11 protein-coding genes are annotated in these 17,794 nt (G+C 48.2%); 4 read left to right on the plus strand and 7 right to left on the minus strand.

Going from position 1 to position 17,794, the window contains the following annotated elements; translation table 11 throughout:
- Positions 1-31: 31 nt before the first annotated feature.
- The 5 genes from FTU95_RS13045 to FTU95_RS13065 form a co-directional block, all read right to left on the minus strand.
- Positions 32-1,111 carry a patatin-like phospholipase family protein gene (locus FTU95_RS13045; RefSeq protein ID WP_180078718.1) on the minus strand — a complete coding sequence of 360 codons (1,080 nt, stop codon included), beginning with the start codon at positions 1,109-1,111 and terminating at the stop codon, positions 32-34.
- A gap of 155 nt (positions 1,112-1,266) precedes the next feature.
- Positions 1,267-2,886, minus strand: coding sequence for an AarF/ABC1/UbiB kinase family protein (locus FTU95_RS13050; protein ID WP_180078720.1), 1,620 nt, complete (start codon positions 2,884-2,886; stop codon positions 1,267-1,269).
- Between the two features lie 12 nt (positions 2,887-2,898).
- Positions 2,899-3,576, minus strand: coding sequence for an SCP2 domain-containing protein (locus FTU95_RS13055; RefSeq protein ID WP_180078722.1), 678 nt, complete (start codon positions 3,574-3,576; stop codon positions 2,899-2,901).
- 12 nt (positions 3,577-3,588) lie between these two features.
- Positions 3,589-4,533 carry a bifunctional demethylmenaquinone methyltransferase/2-methoxy-6-polyprenyl-1,4-benzoquinol methylase UbiE gene (gene ubiE / locus FTU95_RS13060; protein ID WP_005095322.1) on the minus strand — a complete coding sequence of 315 codons (945 nt, stop codon included), beginning with the start codon at positions 4,531-4,533 and terminating at the stop codon, positions 3,589-3,591.
- 146 nt (positions 4,534-4,679) lie between these two features.
- On the minus strand, positions 4,680-5,384 hold the full coding sequence (locus tag FTU95_RS13065) for a hypothetical protein (protein WP_180078724.1): 705 nt from the start codon (positions 5,382-5,384) through the stop codon (positions 4,680-4,682).
- Between the two features lie 205 nt (positions 5,385-5,589).
- On the opposite strand from FTU95_RS13065, the gene FTU95_RS13070 reads away from it, so the two are divergent.
- A complete protein-coding gene (locus tag FTU95_RS13070) occupies positions 5,590-7,008 on the plus strand; it encodes a phosphate--AMP phosphotransferase (RefSeq protein WP_180078734.1) in 1,419 nt (472 codons plus the stop codon).
- 53 nt (positions 7,009-7,061) lie between these two features.
- Here FTU95_RS13070 and FTU95_RS13075 read toward each other — a convergent pair whose 3' ends face one another.
- A complete protein-coding gene (locus FTU95_RS13075) occupies positions 7,062-7,562 on the minus strand; it encodes a hypothetical protein (protein ID WP_180049790.1) in 501 nt (166 codons plus the stop codon).
- Positions 7,563-7,737: 175 nt separating this feature from the next.
- On the opposite strand from FTU95_RS13075, the gene FTU95_RS13080 reads away from it, so the two are divergent.
- From FTU95_RS13080 to recD, 3 genes are all read left to right on the plus strand, one after another.
- On the plus strand, positions 7,738-11,442 hold the full coding sequence (locus tag FTU95_RS13080) for an exodeoxyribonuclease V subunit gamma (RefSeq protein WP_180078726.1): 3,705 nt from the start codon (positions 7,738-7,740) through the stop codon (positions 11,440-11,442).
- Positions 11,443-11,446: 4 nt separating this feature from the next.
- Complete coding sequence (locus FTU95_RS13085; protein ID WP_180078728.1) at positions 11,447-15,568, plus strand: UvrD-helicase domain-containing protein; 4,122 nt, start codon at positions 11,447-11,449, stop codon at positions 15,566-15,568.
- A 71-nt stretch (positions 15,569-15,639) separates the two neighbouring features.
- Positions 15,640-17,421: an exodeoxyribonuclease V subunit alpha gene (gene recD, locus FTU95_RS13090; protein WP_180078730.1), complete on the plus strand. Its 1,782-nt coding sequence runs from the start codon at positions 15,640-15,642 to the stop codon at positions 17,419-17,421.
- A gap of 260 nt (positions 17,422-17,681) precedes the next feature.
- On the opposite strand, the gene FTU95_RS13095 is transcribed toward recD, so the two are convergent.
- Positions 17,682-17,794 (minus strand): transposase (locus FTU95_RS13095; RefSeq protein WP_180078732.1); only part of this gene is annotated, 113 nt, incomplete at its 5' end.

Consider the following 17,794-nt stretch of genomic DNA (forward strand, 5'->3'; position numbering starts at 1 on the left):
ATTATACAAATAATCGGGCACTCTCGGTCAATTACAAGCCTTTCATGACCTCAGCAAAATTTTGCTTCTCGACCAGTTCCAAAAATTCATCGCCTAAACGCTGACTTTCAGCAATACAGGCTTTCCAGAATTTGATCCGCTCCGCCTGATCTAAGCCCTTCAAGGTGAAATCCTTACGGTCAGGTAAACGGCCTAAAGGCAGACTTTGCAAATAGTCCTGCGATGGTGAAAGCAGCAAGGTGCGGGATTGATTCTCCGGATTGGCAGTACGTTTAAATAACTTGTCAAACCAGCCCGGAGTAATGCTGTCAGTAAAATGCGGATACAGCACAATGCCTTTGCTCTGGAAGGGCAGGTCAATATGATAGTCAATCAGACCGCCATCCCGATAATAACCCTGCGGTGCATCCGGAATGTCGCGCATTGCCGCCATGACCCCCGGAATAGACGCCGATGCCATTAGCCAGGACAACACACTTTGCTTGGTCAGGGCGTGATAATGCGTGGTAAAACCGTCTTCGGCAATTTTAAACTGCTCACCACTGACAGGCTGACTAATCACACGCTGCATAAAATGACGGCTGTGTTTGCGCGCAACAGCAGTGGTGCCAATAATACCTGCAACTGAAGCCAGTAAAGGCAGTGCCTTGTCACTCTGGAAAATGTGCTGGGCTTTAATTGAAATCACAGCGAGATGATAATCCGGATGATTGACCAGATCATTTTCCTTGCCTTGTACCAGATCGAGTAGCATGCCACGGCAAACCTCACTGACCTCCTGGCGGGTCATTTTCTTGTGAAAGAAGAGATTGGTATAGAGTTCTGCCAGACGCTCAGTACCTGTTTTGGCCCCCCAGGCAGTGACACTGGCAAAGCGCCAGCTACCGATGGATGAGCCTACCAGCGTACGCCGTTGTGGCGCACGGGAGAAAAACTCGCCAAAAATGGCTTGATCCAGACCCTGAATGCCGATGCCTTTTGGGCCACCCGCAGCACCGGGGACAATATCGACCTGTTCGGGTTGCAGACCTTCTTTCAGAATCAGCTCACGTGCCAGATGACCGGCACGAATGGTCAGCGCAGGCGCACGTTTTTGTAAAATCTGTAGCATGGTCTAACCCAGAGCAGCCAAATGTGTGCTTATTTTAAGCGATGCGGGTTTAGACCCAATGGCGAGAATGACCCAAAGGTGACTTTGCAGTCACCCTGATCTTTCAGAGATAAAAAAAGCCTGAACTTGCTCAGGCCTTGATTGACTCAACTTGCTTATTTTGCGATGCGCCATACAGCCAGCACGCTGGCCAGCACAATCAGAATTACCGACACAAACCACGGCGAGATAATTGCAATCGACAGCAGAATGGCCATGATGCTGCCAAATATCCAGCTACGTTTTTGCTGATGCTCCATTTGCAGGCGCATGCTTTGCAATTCATTCAGCTGTTTGGCATGCCAGGCTGACTGATTTTTCAGACCGTTCAGGCTGTCAATCATCAAGGTCGGTAGATCCTGTGCACCCAAGAGCAGATCTGGAATTTTCTGTCCCAGTTCTTTCAGGTTTTTCTGCGGATTCATCTGCGCCTTGATCCAGTCGGTCAGGATCGGTTTGGCCAGACTCCAGATATCCAGTTCCGGATACAGGTCAGTGCCCAGACCTTCGACATGCACCAAGGTTTTGAGTAACAGCATCAGTTGCGGTGGAATTTCCAGATGGAAGCGGCGTGCAATGTCCATCACTTCAATCAGAATGCCAGCAAAATCCAGCTCATGCATCGGTTTAGAGACCATTGGCCCGACACTACGGCGCATTTCCCGTGCCAAGGCATCCTGATCGGTGCCTGGTGGAATCCAGCCGGCCTGATGTACCACCTGAATCAGCTGCATAAAGTCGCTGTTCATGACCGCCAGCAGCATGCGTGCTACCGTCATCTGGTCATGTTTGGACAGCTCGCCCATAATCGCGCAGTCCAGTGCGATAAAGCGCGGATTGCCCGGATTGATGGTTTCGACAAAGACATTGCCCGGATGCATGTCGGCATGGAAGAAGTTATCGCGGAACACCTGGGTAAAGAAGATGGTCAGGCCTTTACGCGCCAGATCGGCACGATCCATGCCGAGTCGGTCAAAGGTCGCGATATCTGAAATCGGTACTCCGGTAATGCGCTCAGCCACCAGCACATCTTTGCTGTCCATATACACTTCCGGCACGTACATCATGCTCGAGCCGGTAAAGTGGTGGCGCATGCGGCGGGTATTGTCCGCTTCCAGGGTCAGGTCCAGCTCATTTAAAATGATCTGGCGGTAATCCTGAATAATTTCCGACAGATGTAAGGCACGCGCGGCTTCGAGACGTTTTTCCAGAAATTGACCGAGCCATTCCAGAATTTCAAAGTCCTGCAAAATCTGTTGACGAATATTCGGACGGGTGACTTTGACCACGACTTCCCGGCCATCATGTAAGGCAGCGGTATGTACCTGTGCAATCGAGGCAGCAGCCAATGGCTGGGTATCAAAACGTGCAAACAGGGTATTCACATCGGCTTTGAGCGATTGCTGAATGCGCATCTTGGCCACATCATTGTCAAATGGCTTGACCCGGTCTTGTAACAAGACCAGTTGCTGTAATACTTCAGGTGGAATCAGGTCGCGACGGGTCGATAGAAGCTGTCCGAGCTTAATCGCCAAAGGCCCCATTTCTTCTAAAGCCAGTTTCAGCTTTAGCGGATTTTTACGCTCACGACTGGACCAGGCAGCCGGATGCATCCGGATGAGGGACAGCACATGCCGGGATTTTTCTGGTAATTCTTCCGCAGGAAACAACGTGTCGAGTCGATAGTGCGCGGCGATGCGCCAAAGTTCGAGTAAACGTGAAACATGCGGAATCATAAAGCGGCGTACCTAGTCTTGAGTAGAGTTGTTTGGGGTGTCGATCTGGGTCTGAAGCTGCTGGATTTTCGCTTCAACCCGGTCTAAATTTTGATTCAGGATACGGGTGTCCTGATTCAGGTCATCCATTTGCCAGCGTGGCGCAAACAGACCGCTGTCTTCTTTTAAGGCATCTTCAGCAAAGAACAGCTGGCTTTGCAGGGTGCGTTTCAACTGTTGGGGGAGTCGCTGTAATTTACCAATTTCATGTGCCAGTGCCGGGCCAATCCAGGGACTTAAGTGCGCTGCCAGATCCAGCTCAGCCTGTTGCATGATGCGCTGGATTTCCTGCAATAACTTGTAGTCACCTTGCAATGGAATATTACCGACTTCATCGGACAGCAACAGCTTGAGTAATTCCACCACATTGCTGACCTGTAAGGTTGCAGTCGCTTCGGTGACTGTAGATGAGCCAGCATCAAATGGACGCTGTTCAAAGATTGAAGATGCTTCACTATGACCAGTCGCGGTCGGCTCCAGACGAAGCTTGTCTTTATCAAAAAACACATCGACCGAAAGCTGCGGCGAAGCAATCACCACCCGCAGCATTTTACCAGACAAAGCATTTAGCTGGATGCGGGTAATCGCATCCAGATCAATCACATGGTGAATCACGCGTTCAACAGCACCGAGTGCCAGAATTGACCACATAGGGAGTGAACCTTAAAGTTTAAAACCGCGGTGAACTGCAACAATCCCGCCAGTCAGGTTGTGATAGTCACAATTCTGGAAGCCGGCATTTTCCATCATGCCTTTTAAGGTGCGCTGGTCTGGATGCATACGAATCGATTCAGCCAGATATTTATAGCTTTCAGAATCATTGGCAATGATTTTACCCATGATTGGCAAGGCTGTGAATGAGTACAGATCGTAAAGCTTAGAGAATGGCTCAAACACCGGTTTAGAGAATTCCAGCACCAGTAAACGACCACCTGGCTTGAGTACGCGATACATCGATGCAAGTGCGGCATCTTTATCAGTCACGTTACGCAGACCGAAAGAAATCGTCAAAAGATCAAAACTGTTGTCTGCAAATGGTTCTAAGGTTTCAGCATTGGCCAGTACGAAATCGACATTGGTACAGCCGGCATCGATCAGACGGTCACGACCGACATTCAGCATCGATTCGTTAATATCAGACAGCACCACATGACCGGTCGGGCCCACTTCACGGCTAAACACTTTGGCCAGGTCACCGGTACCGCCGGCAATATCCAGCACCTGCTGGCCACGGCGTACACCGGACATATTGATTGCAAAACGTTTCCACAGACGGTGAATCCCGAAAGACATCAGGTCATTCATGATGTCGTATTTGCTGGCCACCGAATGGAACACTTCAGCCACTTTCTGGGCCTTTTCTTCGCTGTTTACGGTTTGATAACCAAAATGTGTGGTTGAACCCACGTTGCCGGTATTGGCACCGCGTGGCAGGTTATATTTCGGCACCGAGCCTGTGACTGGCGTATCAGTCAGGCGTTGTTCGAGAGATTGTTGCTGACCTTGCGGCGTACCTTGTGGAAGAGGTTCAGTTAAGAATGGGCTCACTTTGTCTGTCTGTTGTGCCGACTCAGGGGTAGGGGTAGGCGTTGTATTTTCATTCGACATTGGAGTCACTCCTAACATATCAATCGGGTTAATCTTGCATTGTCTGCATCATGACAGATTCTAAAGGCTTATTCAGCAATCATGATGCAATTGTTATGAATAATATACAGAAAAATGTGCGCTTGGCAGAAATACTGCACTACTATTTATTGAAATGGCAACGCATCGCCAGAGTGCACTTTATCAATAATCTGGCGTTCGGTTGCGGTAAATTCACGGACAAATTTTTCTGCCGATTTCAGCGGCTTCATGGCCAGGAAACCATCTTGCATAAACGCATACATCACCTGAAAGTTATATTTATTGGCCGCGCCTTTACACATCTTGAAGGCCGCATAGACCACAAAGGAGCGCATGTATTTATCCAGACTCATACCGAGCTGATCCAGCAAGGCCAGTTGTTTTAACCGTGCCTGACCCTGATCCAGTTTGAGATAGGTCAGGCGCATCATCTCATCGGTCAGTGTTTCATGCGGATAATAATCCTGTAATAACTGAATCGCGACCTGCTCATCCAGCTGTACCGCCAGAATCGCCAGTTCTACACCCAATGTCCCGGTTTTGATGGCATTTTCAGGAATCACTTTTTCTGCTTTATGGGCATATTTCATCAGCCGGGCAATCTGTGCTGCCAGTGCATCAAATTCGGCACCACCATAGAGACGGTTCAGGAAATATTCGGCCATCAACTGATTGGGTTTTTCCGCAAAATGCGCGCGATGAGTTCGCTGCATGCGAACTTTCTGCCAGGCCTGTACATCCTGTAAACGGCTCAGAATGTCCGGTTGGGTATGATAGCTCAGCTGATAATAATGCGCTAACAGATCATCGAGAACGGCAAGTTTGGACATGAGATTTCAATTATAGTTTGAGAATGCAAGAATCTTAGAGGCTGCCGGGCAATCCTGCTATGACAAATTGAACAGAGATCGGGCATTTGTCTGTCAATCTGTTGTTTAAATAGCCAATTTAATCGTGTGAAAAACGTTGCCAGAGCTATTTTTGCGCCAAAACTCATCGTTATACTGCAAACAGAATAAAACATCAGGGTTGAAGATACGCATGGAACAACCACAATTTCAGTTAATGGATGAAGATCAGTTATCGGTCGAGCTGATTGATGCTCAATATGATTTAAAAAAAACACGCGGCCAGAAAAATGCCAAAAGCCTGTTGATTCTGGTCAACGGGATTGAGCTGGCCGGTAAGGGTGAAGCGGTCAAGCAACTGCGTGAATGGGTCGATCCGCGCTATTTGCGCGTGAAAGCGGATGCACCGCAAGTGGCCGGGCCTAAACAGACTTTGTGGCAGCCTTATGCGCGCTTTATTCCGGCCGAAGGACAGATCATGGTCTTGTTTGGCAACTGGTACAGCGACCTGCTGAGCAGCGCCATGCAAGCTTCAGATCCGATCACTAATACACAGTTCAATCATTATCTGCAAGAGATGCAGGCCTTTGAACAGGACCTGAAAAATAATCATGTCGATGTGGTCAAGGTCTGGTTTGACCTGTCCTGGAAAGCCCTGCAAAAACGGCTGGATGCCATGGATCCGAGTGAAGCGCACTGGCATCAGCTGCATGGTCTGGACTGGCGCAACAGAAAACAGTACGACACCTTGCAGCGCTTGCGTCAGCATTTTACCGAAGACTGGTTCATTATTGAGGGTGAGGATGAGCAGCAGCGTGACCAGCAATTTGCCCAGCATATTCTGGGTGCTCTCAAGCATTGCCCCAATCATCCGGCCAGAGCCAGTGGACGATGGAAACAGGCCAAGATTCCCGAACTGTTAAAACATCCTGCCGAAACTCGAGCCAAGGCAGAGGATTACAAGCCGGAGCTGAAAAAATTAACGGCTAAGGTGGCCAAGGCGATGCGGTCAGATCCGCGGAATGTGGTGATTCTGTTTGAGGGCATGGATGCGGCTGGAAAGGGCGGCGCGATCAAGCGCATTGTGAAAAAACTGGATCCGCGTGAATATGAAATTCATACCATTGCCGCACCAGAGAAATATGAGCTGAGCCGTCCCTATTTATGGCGCTTCTGGACCAAACTGCAAAGCGATGATGATATCTGTATTTTTGACCGTTCCTGGTATGGGCGGGTACTGGTAGAGCGGATAGAAGGTTTTGCCAGTGCCGCAGAATGGCAACGTGCGTATGCGGAAATTAACCGTTTTGAGCAAAGTCTGGTCAAGCATCAAACCGTGGTGATCAAGCTGTGGCTGGCCATTTCCAAAGATGAACAGGCTGCACGTTTCAAGGCACGCGAAGATACACCGCATAAGCGTTTTAAAATTACTGAGGATGACTGGCGTAACCGGGAACGTTGGGAGGATTATCTGAAAGCGGCAGCCGACATGTTTGAACGTAGCTCGACCGATTATGCACCTTGGCATATCATTGCGACCGATGATAAAAATACCGCACGGGTCGAGGTGTTAAAGGCCATTTTAAAACAGCTTCAGGCAGAATAATCTGCCTGAAGTAGCACGGGCTCAGCTGTTTAAAATATTGAGCTCAAATGTGCTTAACCTTGAGCGATCTGTTTTTGCTGGATATTTTTAGCCGCACGGTAGCATTCCTCGACATGAGCTTCGGCAATTTTTTTCATGACAAAATAGCCCAGACTGGCGGCAATCAATTGACCACCCAGGGGAATGAATTTTGTCACTTGCTTTGTGATCACTTTCGCTGCAACATTGTTCAAAGATTTTTTGACAGCAGTTCGCGCGACCACCAGACCAGAAAATTCTACGCCGCGTTTACGCAGCTCATTCCAGTGCACCTGACGGGTTTTCGGATCGTAGACACTGATCTGATCAGGCGCCAGTCCGAAGCGGGCATTGATCTCGGGAATCAATTGCGACAAGATGCCGATGTCAATGACGACATCCATAAACGGCACTGGAATAATGGCGGCACCCGCAGAATAGTAGGCACGTTTTTTGGTGAGTTCCAGGCACTCGGCACGAATTTGTTCCAAATCTAAGCTTGGATCGATACGTTCAGGAATTTTATCTAATTTCATGGGCACTACCTAAGCTCTATGTTGTTTTTTTCTATGCAAGCATCATTAAGATGCTTTTTTCAAAGAAATTTTTCGACTGAAGTGTGGTTTTAAAGTGTCATACAGCGCTCGAGATGTATAGTAACTAATCTTTATCATTTTGTAGTAAAACTAGTTCAGCAGTTCAGGGGAAACGATGGCAATCCATGTTATTCAGAGTCAACGCATTGATGTGCTTTTGGATAGTATGCTGCGTATTGTCAATCAAACTGCCCGGCATCCGTTTGAAGTGTTACAGCCCCGGCATTTTATTGTGCCGTCTCCGGCCGTAGAAAGCTGGTTGACTCAAAAAATTGCCGAGAAGAAAGGCATCAGTGCCAATAGCCAGTTCCATCACCGAATTCGTGCGTTTCAGTGGACGTCTTATCAGTGGGTGCTGAATGCGCCTAAAGAAGTCGAACAGGTTCGAGAAGCCAATATTCCGCGTATTATCATCAAATGGCGCGTGTTTCAGGCACTGCGCAAATGTATTCTGCCAGAACAGATTCCCTTAGACGTCGATCATCCGCTGTATTCAATTGTAAAGCGGATTTACGACAGTGCCGACCGGCTGGAACAGGGCACAGAAAAACAGCTGAAAAAACAGAGCATGCTGTACTGGGTGGCCGAACAGGTATCGCGCTTGTTCAGCCATTATATGGATTATCGCGGCTATTGTGCACGTAACTGTCCACCGCAAAGCTGCAGCTGCCCGACCAACTGGCTAGAGGCCTGGGGACAGGATGTTGCGCTGGATACCGAGCAGATGATCTATAGTCCCAAAGATGAAAATGGTCACGAAATGCAGGTGGCCGATTTCGTCAAAATTCAGGCGCGTGAGCTGGAAGCCTGGCAACGCTGGTTGTGGCAGCATGTATTTCAGGAGGATTATGCCAAAATTCTGGAGATTGAGCGCCTGTATTGGGAACGGCTGGAGAATCCGGAAACACGAAGCGAAGCCCTGAAGCGCTTGCCGGCACAGATAGTGGTATTTAGCCTGCTGGAACTTCCGCCCAGCCAGCTGGACTTTTTACGCCGTCTGGGTCAGTACATAGACATTTATATCTTTCATTTTAACCCCTCGCAGGAATACTGGGCCGACAGTGTCGATCCGGACTGGAAAGCCAAATTTGATCTGCAACGGGAAGAGCGCTTTATTCAGCGCTTTGAAAAAACTCGCCAACGTAAACCGAATGATGCTGAACTGAAAGAATTTCGAATCAAGCAGCTCAATTTTAATGCCGAAGATCGTGAATCGCGGCATCCGCTGTTGACCCGCTTTGGCAAGCAGGCGCGAGATCATTTCTCTTTACTCTCCAAACTGGCTTCGGGAGAAGAAGGTCTCTGGGCCGATGTCTTTGTCGATAACTATCAGGACAAGCTGCTGGCAAAAATCCAGTCAGATATTTTATATTTACTCGAACCTGAACAGCATCAATATGCTTTAAATCCGGCCGATGATTCGGTGCAGATTCATGTCTGTCATTCCTCGTTGCGTCAGCTGGAAGTACTCAAAGAACAGGTCATTCACTGGCTGGCACAAGGCACGGAACAGCAGCCACGGCAACCGAGCGACATTCTGGTGCTGAGTCCGAATCTGAAAGAACTGGAACCGGCGATTCGCAGTGTCTTTGCCCCGCCACCACGTGAGCGTGAGATCGGCAGCCAACGGTTGCAAAAAGATAACCTGTATTTACCGATCCAAATTGCCGGGGTGTCGCGTCTGGATGTTAGCAATGCCTGGCGCGCGGTACTGGGCCGGATCCAGTGGGTACGTCGCCGTTTCAGTATTGAGGACTTTGCCGACTGGCTCAGCCTGAATGCCACCCAGCAACGTTATGCTCTGGACTATAGTCAGGTAGAACGGATGTTGCAGTTGCTGACGGAGGCTGGCTTCAAGCGCGGTCTGGATCAACAGCATTTACAGCAAAGCCTGAGCGCAGGCGATGATGATTACCGTTTTAGTTTTAAATTCGCGCTAGACCGTCTGGCTTTGGGCCTGGCCATTCCTGAACATACAATGTTTGAGGATACCTTGAGTTATGCCAAGGTTTTGAGCAGTGATTTTCCACTGATTTCGACCCTGATCCAGATTTATCAGGATCTGGTGCAGCGCCGTGACTGGCTGACTTTGCATGAGACCGGACAGCGCACACCGGTGAAAACCTGGCTGGAATATCTGCGCGCCGATCTGAATGAATTTCGTGATGCCGGGGTGGAATCGCTCAAAACTGTGGCCGAGATTATCGACAAGCAGATGCGGATGCTGACCCTGGCCGATTATCATGAGCAGGATGATTCACATGCCAGTCAGGAGCTGGTGGCACTGAGTTTGCCTTTGCCTTATGTGCTGGAAGAAATTCAGAATACGCTAGAAATGCAGCTGGATCAGGCCGAACCAACCGGACAGATCACTTTTAGCCAGATTGGCCAGATCCGGCCACTCCCTTATCAGCTGGTGGTGATGCTGAATCTGGATAGCGGTAAGTTTCCGAGCCGGAATCAGCAGGTGCCGTTTGATCTGATGCGCAGCCTGAAGCCGCAACTCGGCGATCGTTCGCGTCTGGATGATGAGCAGGGTGCTTTTCTGGATGCCTTACTATTGGCGCAGGATAATTTATGGCTGTTTTATAATGGCTTTGATCTGGACGATGGCGAGGCCCGAGATCCATCCACTGCCTTGCAGGAACTGATTCAGCATATCGCATTCATCTGTCAGTCGGAACAGCCGGATGCCGAAGTCGATCCTGTGGTGGAAATCAATGGTCTGTCAGTCGCCCAACATATCCAGCAGCTTTATCATGTACATCCCTTGCAGCCTTTTGATCCAGCCGGATTTGCAGATGCGCAAACACCGCGTTATCGGGATCAGTGGTTTGCGGTGGCAGAATATATCCGAAGTGCCGAAGGCAAGCGCAGCAGCTGGATCAATGCGCATTATCCGGCAGTTGAACAAAAAGAACTACGGGTGCTGAAAGGGGATGAGTGGATTCGGGACATGATTTTCCCGGCACGTTTATTTCTGAAAAGTGTCGGAATTTCCACAATTCGCTATGCAGATTTGCCGAGTTCCCGTGAGCCCTTGTTATTAAACAAGCTGGAACAATATCAGGTGCGGGATTTTCTATTACAACAAGATCAGCAGATTGAGCCGAGCTTGATGCTAGACCGTTTGCCAGTAGGCAAAACCCAGCAAGCCACCTGGCTCAGCAGTCAGCAGGAACAGCAGTTGTTGCAAGAACGTTTGCTACAGCTCGGCAAAGAACTGACGCCGGTGACCCAGCAATCCCTGCAATTTAGTCCTGAACTGATCATTCATATCAGCGTACCACAAGCCTCGCACAGCAGTTACTGGTTAAGTCTGCAATCTTCTTCGGCCTCGGAAAAACGCCGTGCCCAGATCTGGCTGGAATATCTGTTATGGCTGGCTTACTTAAATGATGATGCACGCTCACCAGAACTGGAACGTATTGTGATTTTCAGTAATAAGACCCTGAAATTTTCCGGCTTGAGTTCAACTAAAGCGCGAGAATATTTACAGTTCTGGTTCAAAGCCTGGGAAATTGGTCAACAGCAGCCGCTGGTGTTGCCAGCGGAGTTGTTGATGAAAAAAGAGTGGCAGTGGGCCGAAAATGAACAGGGCAAAATGACCATTGTGGAAATGCCGGAACTGCTAAAAGCCTGGAATAATAGCTATGAAAGTGCCAAGCCTTTGGCTTCGGATGAATCCAGCCTGTTGCATCAGGACTGGCAGTTTATTTTGCAGGATCAGGACCCGGATCTGGCCTTGCAGCGCTGCTGTCATGATTTCGCCCATGCTCTGTATGCGCCGATTCACCAACATCTGGAATGGGTGAAATAGCAATATGACCGTGTTAAAGCAGCAGATGCAAAAAGCCATTTCTACCAATCCGATTCAGGACATGACGTTCCGGGGCTTACACTGGATTGAGGCCTCGGCAGGCACCGGCAAGACCTATACTTTATCCAGTTTGATGGTGCGGATTTTTCTGGATCAGTATTATCCGCATCAGGTGATTGCAACCACCTTCACCCGCAAGGCAACGGCCGAACTGAAAAACCGGGTACGGCTGCGGGTCGAAGAAACTTTGGCCTATATCCAGCGTCATCAGCAGCTCAATTCTGTGGAAATTGCAGCGAAGATTCAGAGCGAAACTGATCCTTTATTTCAGCAGGTGTTGAAAGATTATGGTACACGGATGGACTATGCCCGTCGCCGTTTGCGTCTGGTACTGACCCAGCTGGATGAACTGTTTGTCGGGACGCTGGACAGCTTTAGCCAGAAACTTTTACGTGAATTTGCCTTTGAAAGTGGCAAGATTGAACGTGCTGAACTGACCGAAGATCAGGATTTATATATCCAGCAACTGATTCATGATGTGCTGCGTGACTGGATTCAGCAGCAGCCCCAATATATGGTCAATCATTTGTATGTGCAGAATCTGCTGAAACCGGTCGAGCATTATACCGGGCTGGTTCGGGATGCCCTGAATTTTAGCAAGCAGCAATTCCAGAAGGTCGAGCCGGCTGAATGTGATTTAGGTAAATTAGAAGCCTGTATTACCCAATTATTGAATATTCATGAGCATGATCTCGAAGTCATGCGGCGCTATTGTCAGGAAAGTCCGAAGTATTTTCACAAGAGTTTTTTGACCAAGTTAACCGACGTTTGTGAAAACTTTATGACCTGGAGCGCAGCCCTGCAAACTCAGGGTGGCATGAGTTTCTTTGATGCAGAATTGCAACCGATTTTACTGAATCTGTGCCATTTACGCCGTAAAAAAACTGATTTCCAGCCGACCACTCAGGTTTTTAACAAGAGCTGTCCGGAAGCGGAGCAGCAGCTGATTTTGCAACACAGCCTGATCGTGGCAATTGATGTACTGTGTGAGGTCAAACAGGATCTGGATGAGCAGTTGAAGCAGCTCACGACCTATTTGGAATTTCATATTATTCAAAGTGTGCAGACTCGTTTGCCACAAACCCTGCAACAGCAGGGTGAAACGACTTTTTCCCAGCAAATCCGCACACTGGCGGAAGCACTGCAAGGACAGCAGGGTCAGCGCTTTGCCCAGTTTGTACAGGCACGTTATCCGCTGATTCTGGTGGATGAATTTCAGGACACCAATCAGGATCAGGATGACCTGCTGGCCAAGATCTGGCGGGATGCTAGCCGGGTTCAATCCGGCTGCATGATTATGGTCGGCGATCCGAAACAGGCGATTTATGGTTTCCGTGGTGGCGACATGCTGACCTATAACAAGGCACATGCTGACGTGCGGCAGAAGCAGGGCCGCGAATATACCCTGATGCAGAACCATCGTTCGGTCAAAGCGCTGGTCGAAGTGGTCGATGCTTTATTTCAATGCCAGATGGATTTTGGTGAACAGGTGCAGTACACCCTGATTCAGGCCGGTAGTCGGCCACATCCGGATCTCATCGATAGCGCTGTCTGCAATCCGCAGCCCTTACGCTGGATTCAGTTAGGTGAGTCGGATGTAGAAGCCGATCAGGTGGCCTGGAAAATCCGTGCACTCCTCAATCAGTCTGCTCAACAGCAGTTATATTTTCAGCAGCAGAACAGTATTCAAAGCCTGAAAGCCGATGATATTGCAGTGCTGGGGTTTGGACATTTTGCCCTTGAGCAGGTCAAGCAGCGCCTACAGCGTATGGGTATTCCTTGTTATAAAGAGTCCAAACAAAGTGTTTTTGCCAGTGCTATTGCGCAGGATGTCGCGGCCGTCTTGACTGCAATCATGGATCCTTTTAATGAAGCCAAGGTCAAACGTGCCTTACTGACCCGCCTGCTGGGCTTCAACCTGAAAAAACTGATTGAGTTACAGGCGCAGAGTGAAGGGCTCAGTCGCTATATTGCCGATCTGGATGCAATTCGGGAAATGTGGTTCGAAAAAGGTTTTCTCACGGCATGGAATTATGCCTTAAACCTGTTTCAGGTCTGGACTCATCTGGTGGCCAGTCAAAGTCTGGATAATGAACGGGTGGTTGTGAATTTGCGTCATCTGACTGAAATTCTGAGCCAGCAAAGTGAATATTATCAGGGTGCCCAAAAACTCTATCACTGGTATTTGCGTCAGTTACAGTCCCCTTCAGGCAAAGACAATGAAAAAGAACGCAAGCTGTCTGGTGATCATGGGGTACAGCTGATGACCATCCATGCCTCTAAAGGGCTGGAATTTAAAGTGGTATTTTTATTGGGCGCAGATGCTGCTTTTGATGTAAATAAAGGCAACTTGAACTTTTCATTAAGTGGCACACTGTCTGAAAGTATTTTAGAACAATCCCGGGTGATTGCAGTCAATCATAAGCATTTGCACGAGCAGGCGATTTTACAGAATGCAGCGCGTAATGCAGCGGAAAATCACCGGCTTTGGTATGTGGCGCTGACCCGTGCCAGTCATCGGGTGTATGCCATGTTGCAAGACCACGCTTCACAATCCGATTCGGGCTTGGCGTTCTGGCGTGGCCAGGGCGATGCCATCTTCGAACATGCTTTAACTCTGGTCGAGCAGCCGCTGTCTCAGGAACCGGCACGTCTGGTCGAGCAGTCACACAATCATAAGATCGACATGCTGGCGCAACCTTTGCCAGAGCGACAGTTCTATCCACGCACCAAAACCAGTTTTACCGCATTGTCGCAACACCAGTCACATGCGCCAGTTTTGCAGGATGATCTGGTCAATGCCCAGGAACACCCGGATAGTGCAGCGGATGAAATCAATCTGGATGCTTTAGCAGATCAGCCGGCTGTCACACCGCTGGACTGGATCAAGCTGAATTTCCCCAAAGGTACGGTGGCCGGAACTTTCTTGCACAGTATTTTTGAACATATCAATTTTCAGGACAGCAGTTACTGGAATCTGGAAATTCGCCGTCGTTTTAAAAATACTGCACCGCAAATCTGGCAGGAGCTAAAAGAAAAATTCGAACAGGCCTTTCAACTGCGTACTGTGCTGGAGCAGACCTTTGCGCCGCATTATCAGGCCGCAGCGGTGAATCTGCGTAGCCTTTTTCAAGCCGCAGCGCAGGCAAATTTCAAAGCAGATGAGTTGCAACAGAGTATGCAACGCGTTTTGTCCAGCCTGAACTATAAATTGCTGAGCGGCATTCGCCTGCATGATCAGAGCGAAGCTTATCGTCAACAATGGCGAGAGTTGTTTCAATCGGCACAGCAAGACCGATCAGCCTTGGTGGTTTTTTTAAGCCAGTTTGAGCGTTATTTCACTGAGCTGGATGATGACAGCTTTATCCTGTTTTTTGAACAGGAAATGGCCCAGATTGCACACCTTGCAAGTCCTGAACAGCTCAATGTCGAAAGCATCTTCCAGACTGCTTTAGATGGATTGCTTGATGAAATTAGGGAAGATATTTTACTCAATCTGATGCATGACTGGGTGCATGACATTCTGGTCACTCCGATTCAGGCAGATTTTGTTTTGGCACAACTGGGTGATCAACAGTATCTGTCAGAATTTCCTTTTTATCTGTCCTTGACCGATGCGCCTTTGCAGATCCGGCAAATCCATCAGCTTTTTGTTGAACATGACATTGTCATGAGCGATTTTAATGAAGCCAAATCGGCACGTTATCTGACCGGTTCCATCGATCTGGTGTATTTCGATGGTCAGCGTTACCATATTGCCGATTATAAAAGTAACTTTCTCGGCCCAGATCAACAGCATTATACCGCTGAGGCGATTCAGCAGAATATGAGCCAGTCCAGTTACTGGTTGCAGGCAGCCTTGTATCTGGTGGCCCTGCATCGTTATCTGAACGCAAATATGCAGGCGTATTCAATGCAGCAGCATCTGGGCGGCGCAAGCTATTTATATTTACGCGGTATGCACGGGCAGATGGAACAAGGTGTATATCACTGGCAACCAGACATCGAATTCGTTGAAAAACTGGATCAGATTTTGGGCTATTTTGAGCAGAAAAAAACAGCATAATTTTGCTGCCTGATAAAATATATAGAGATTAAACAGAAAATTATCCTGTGGATAACTTTGAGGATAACTGTGTGGAAAATGAGCAGAATCACGTGTCGCAACAAAACGCCAGTTTGATGGCCTGGATTGACTATTTATGTCAGCCTCCATTTAGCTCGGCTACATTTGATCCGGCAGCAAAATTACTGATTCAGCAATTGCTTGAGGCGATGCAGGCCGGCGATAGCTGCATTGAAGCGCTTCCTCAACAAATGGCATTATTGCATAATCTGGTGCGTGATCATGCTCAGCAAGGCACGGGTATTGCCCCCTTGGTGTTTGAAGATCAGCATTTATATCTGTACCGCTACTGGCAGCTGGAACAGGCAGTGGCAACGCATATAGCACGAATCAAGACCCAGTCTATTGCAGCCCTGGAGTTAACAGCACGTGACCGCAGTCTGCTCTCAGATCCACAGCAGCAAAAAGCCCTGCAAATGGTGGCAGAGCAAGCCTTCAGTATTATTACTGGCGGGCCGGGAACCGGTAAAACTTATACGCTGGCGCATATTATTGCAGTTTTATATGATGCGCTGCCGAATATCCGGATTGCCATGGCCGCGCCGACCGGAAAGGCTGCACAGCGGATGAAAGAAGCGCTGCAAAAAGCCTTACAGACTGAAGTTTTGCAGCAGTTTGAAATAGCTGCACTACAACAGTTACAACCCGTGACCCTGCATCGTTTATTGGGATTGGGCACGCGCGGACAGCCACGTTTTCATGCCAAACAGCCTTTGCCCTATGACGTAATTGTGGTCGATGAAGCCTCGATGCTGGATTTAAGTCTGTCACAGATGTTGCTGGCCGCTGTACCATCTCAGGCACGTCTGATTTTACTTGGCGATGCAGACCAGTTGGCTTCTGTGGATGTCGGCACCGTTCTGGCAGATCTGCAACAGGTTGCGACTTTGCAGGATAATCGGGTCAACTTAATCACCACACGACGTTTTAAAGCAGGGGCCAAGATTGGGGCAATGGCTGATTTTATTCAGCAGCAGCATGAAGCTGCCAATGTCCTGCAAAAATTTGAGCAGCAGATTGTCACTGCCAGTGAATTACAAGCCATCACCTTGGATCGGGTTGAGATTGACCAGCTCCAGTTGCAATATTTAGCGCCTAGTGCTGAACAGACGGCCACTACATTGAATCAATATTATGATCAGTTGATGTATGGTTATCAGGCCTATACACAGGCTGTCAAGAATAAGCAAGGCTTAGATGATTTCGAGCAATATGTACAACAGGTGGTGAGATCATTTGATGATTACCGTATTTTAACTGCGATTCGTTCTGGTGATCTGGGCTTGTTCAAAATCAATCTACAGATTGAACAACGCTTTTTAGCCGCTCAAGGTCAACTGAAGCAGGGTAACTGGTATGTCGGGCGGCCGGTCATGATGACCTATAACGATTATCAACTGGGTTTATCCAATGGTGATATTGGCATCTGTTTTATACGTGAGCAGTCTGGTCAGTGCCAGTTTGAAGTCTATTTTCCGAGTCTGGAAAAATGGGTCTTAGCCACCCGTTTGCCAAAGAGTATAGAAACCGCTTTTGCACTGACCATTCACAAATCTCAAGGTTCAGAATTTGCACATACCGCAGTGGTGCTGGATCAATATGCGCAAAATCTATTAAGTAAAGAGTTGATTTATACTGCAATTACCCGTGCTAAAAAAGTGGTCAGTTTATTGGTAGATTGTGACGCTTTTACACAAGCCTTATGCGTACGAACTACACGTAAAAGTGGTTTAAGTCAAAAAATACTTGAACAATCTCCTAGTTTATTGGCAAAAAATAATCAGATCTTGTAGGTAAAAGCTTACACGGATTCAAGAAATTGCCGCATAGAGCTTTTACTCAGTTTTTGAGAAGATTGGCCATACAAAATAACTCAACACGGAAAGTTGAGCATAATCGTATAATTATAAAAAGAATGTCAGTAGACAGCGAACTTACAGTGAGGTAAGTAAAAAGAGGAAACTTACAGCCGCTAAGCCTTGTAGTTTTGGGAGAGACTACAAGGCTTTTTTATATTTAATTAATTTATATTTCAAAATACTAGGGCGTGTCATCAATTAAGCCAAATGATTGTTGAAGCCAGGTAGATCGCTGATAAGAAGTTTTGAGCCAATTTATCATAGCGTGTGGCAATAGCACGATACTGCTTGAGCTTGGCAAAAAAGT

Origin of the sequence: Acinetobacter sp. YH12208, assembly GCF_013418055.1 — a bacterium.
In the GTDB taxonomy this organism is placed as follows: domain Bacteria; phylum Pseudomonadota; class Gammaproteobacteria; order Pseudomonadales; family Moraxellaceae; genus Acinetobacter; species Acinetobacter pseudolwoffii.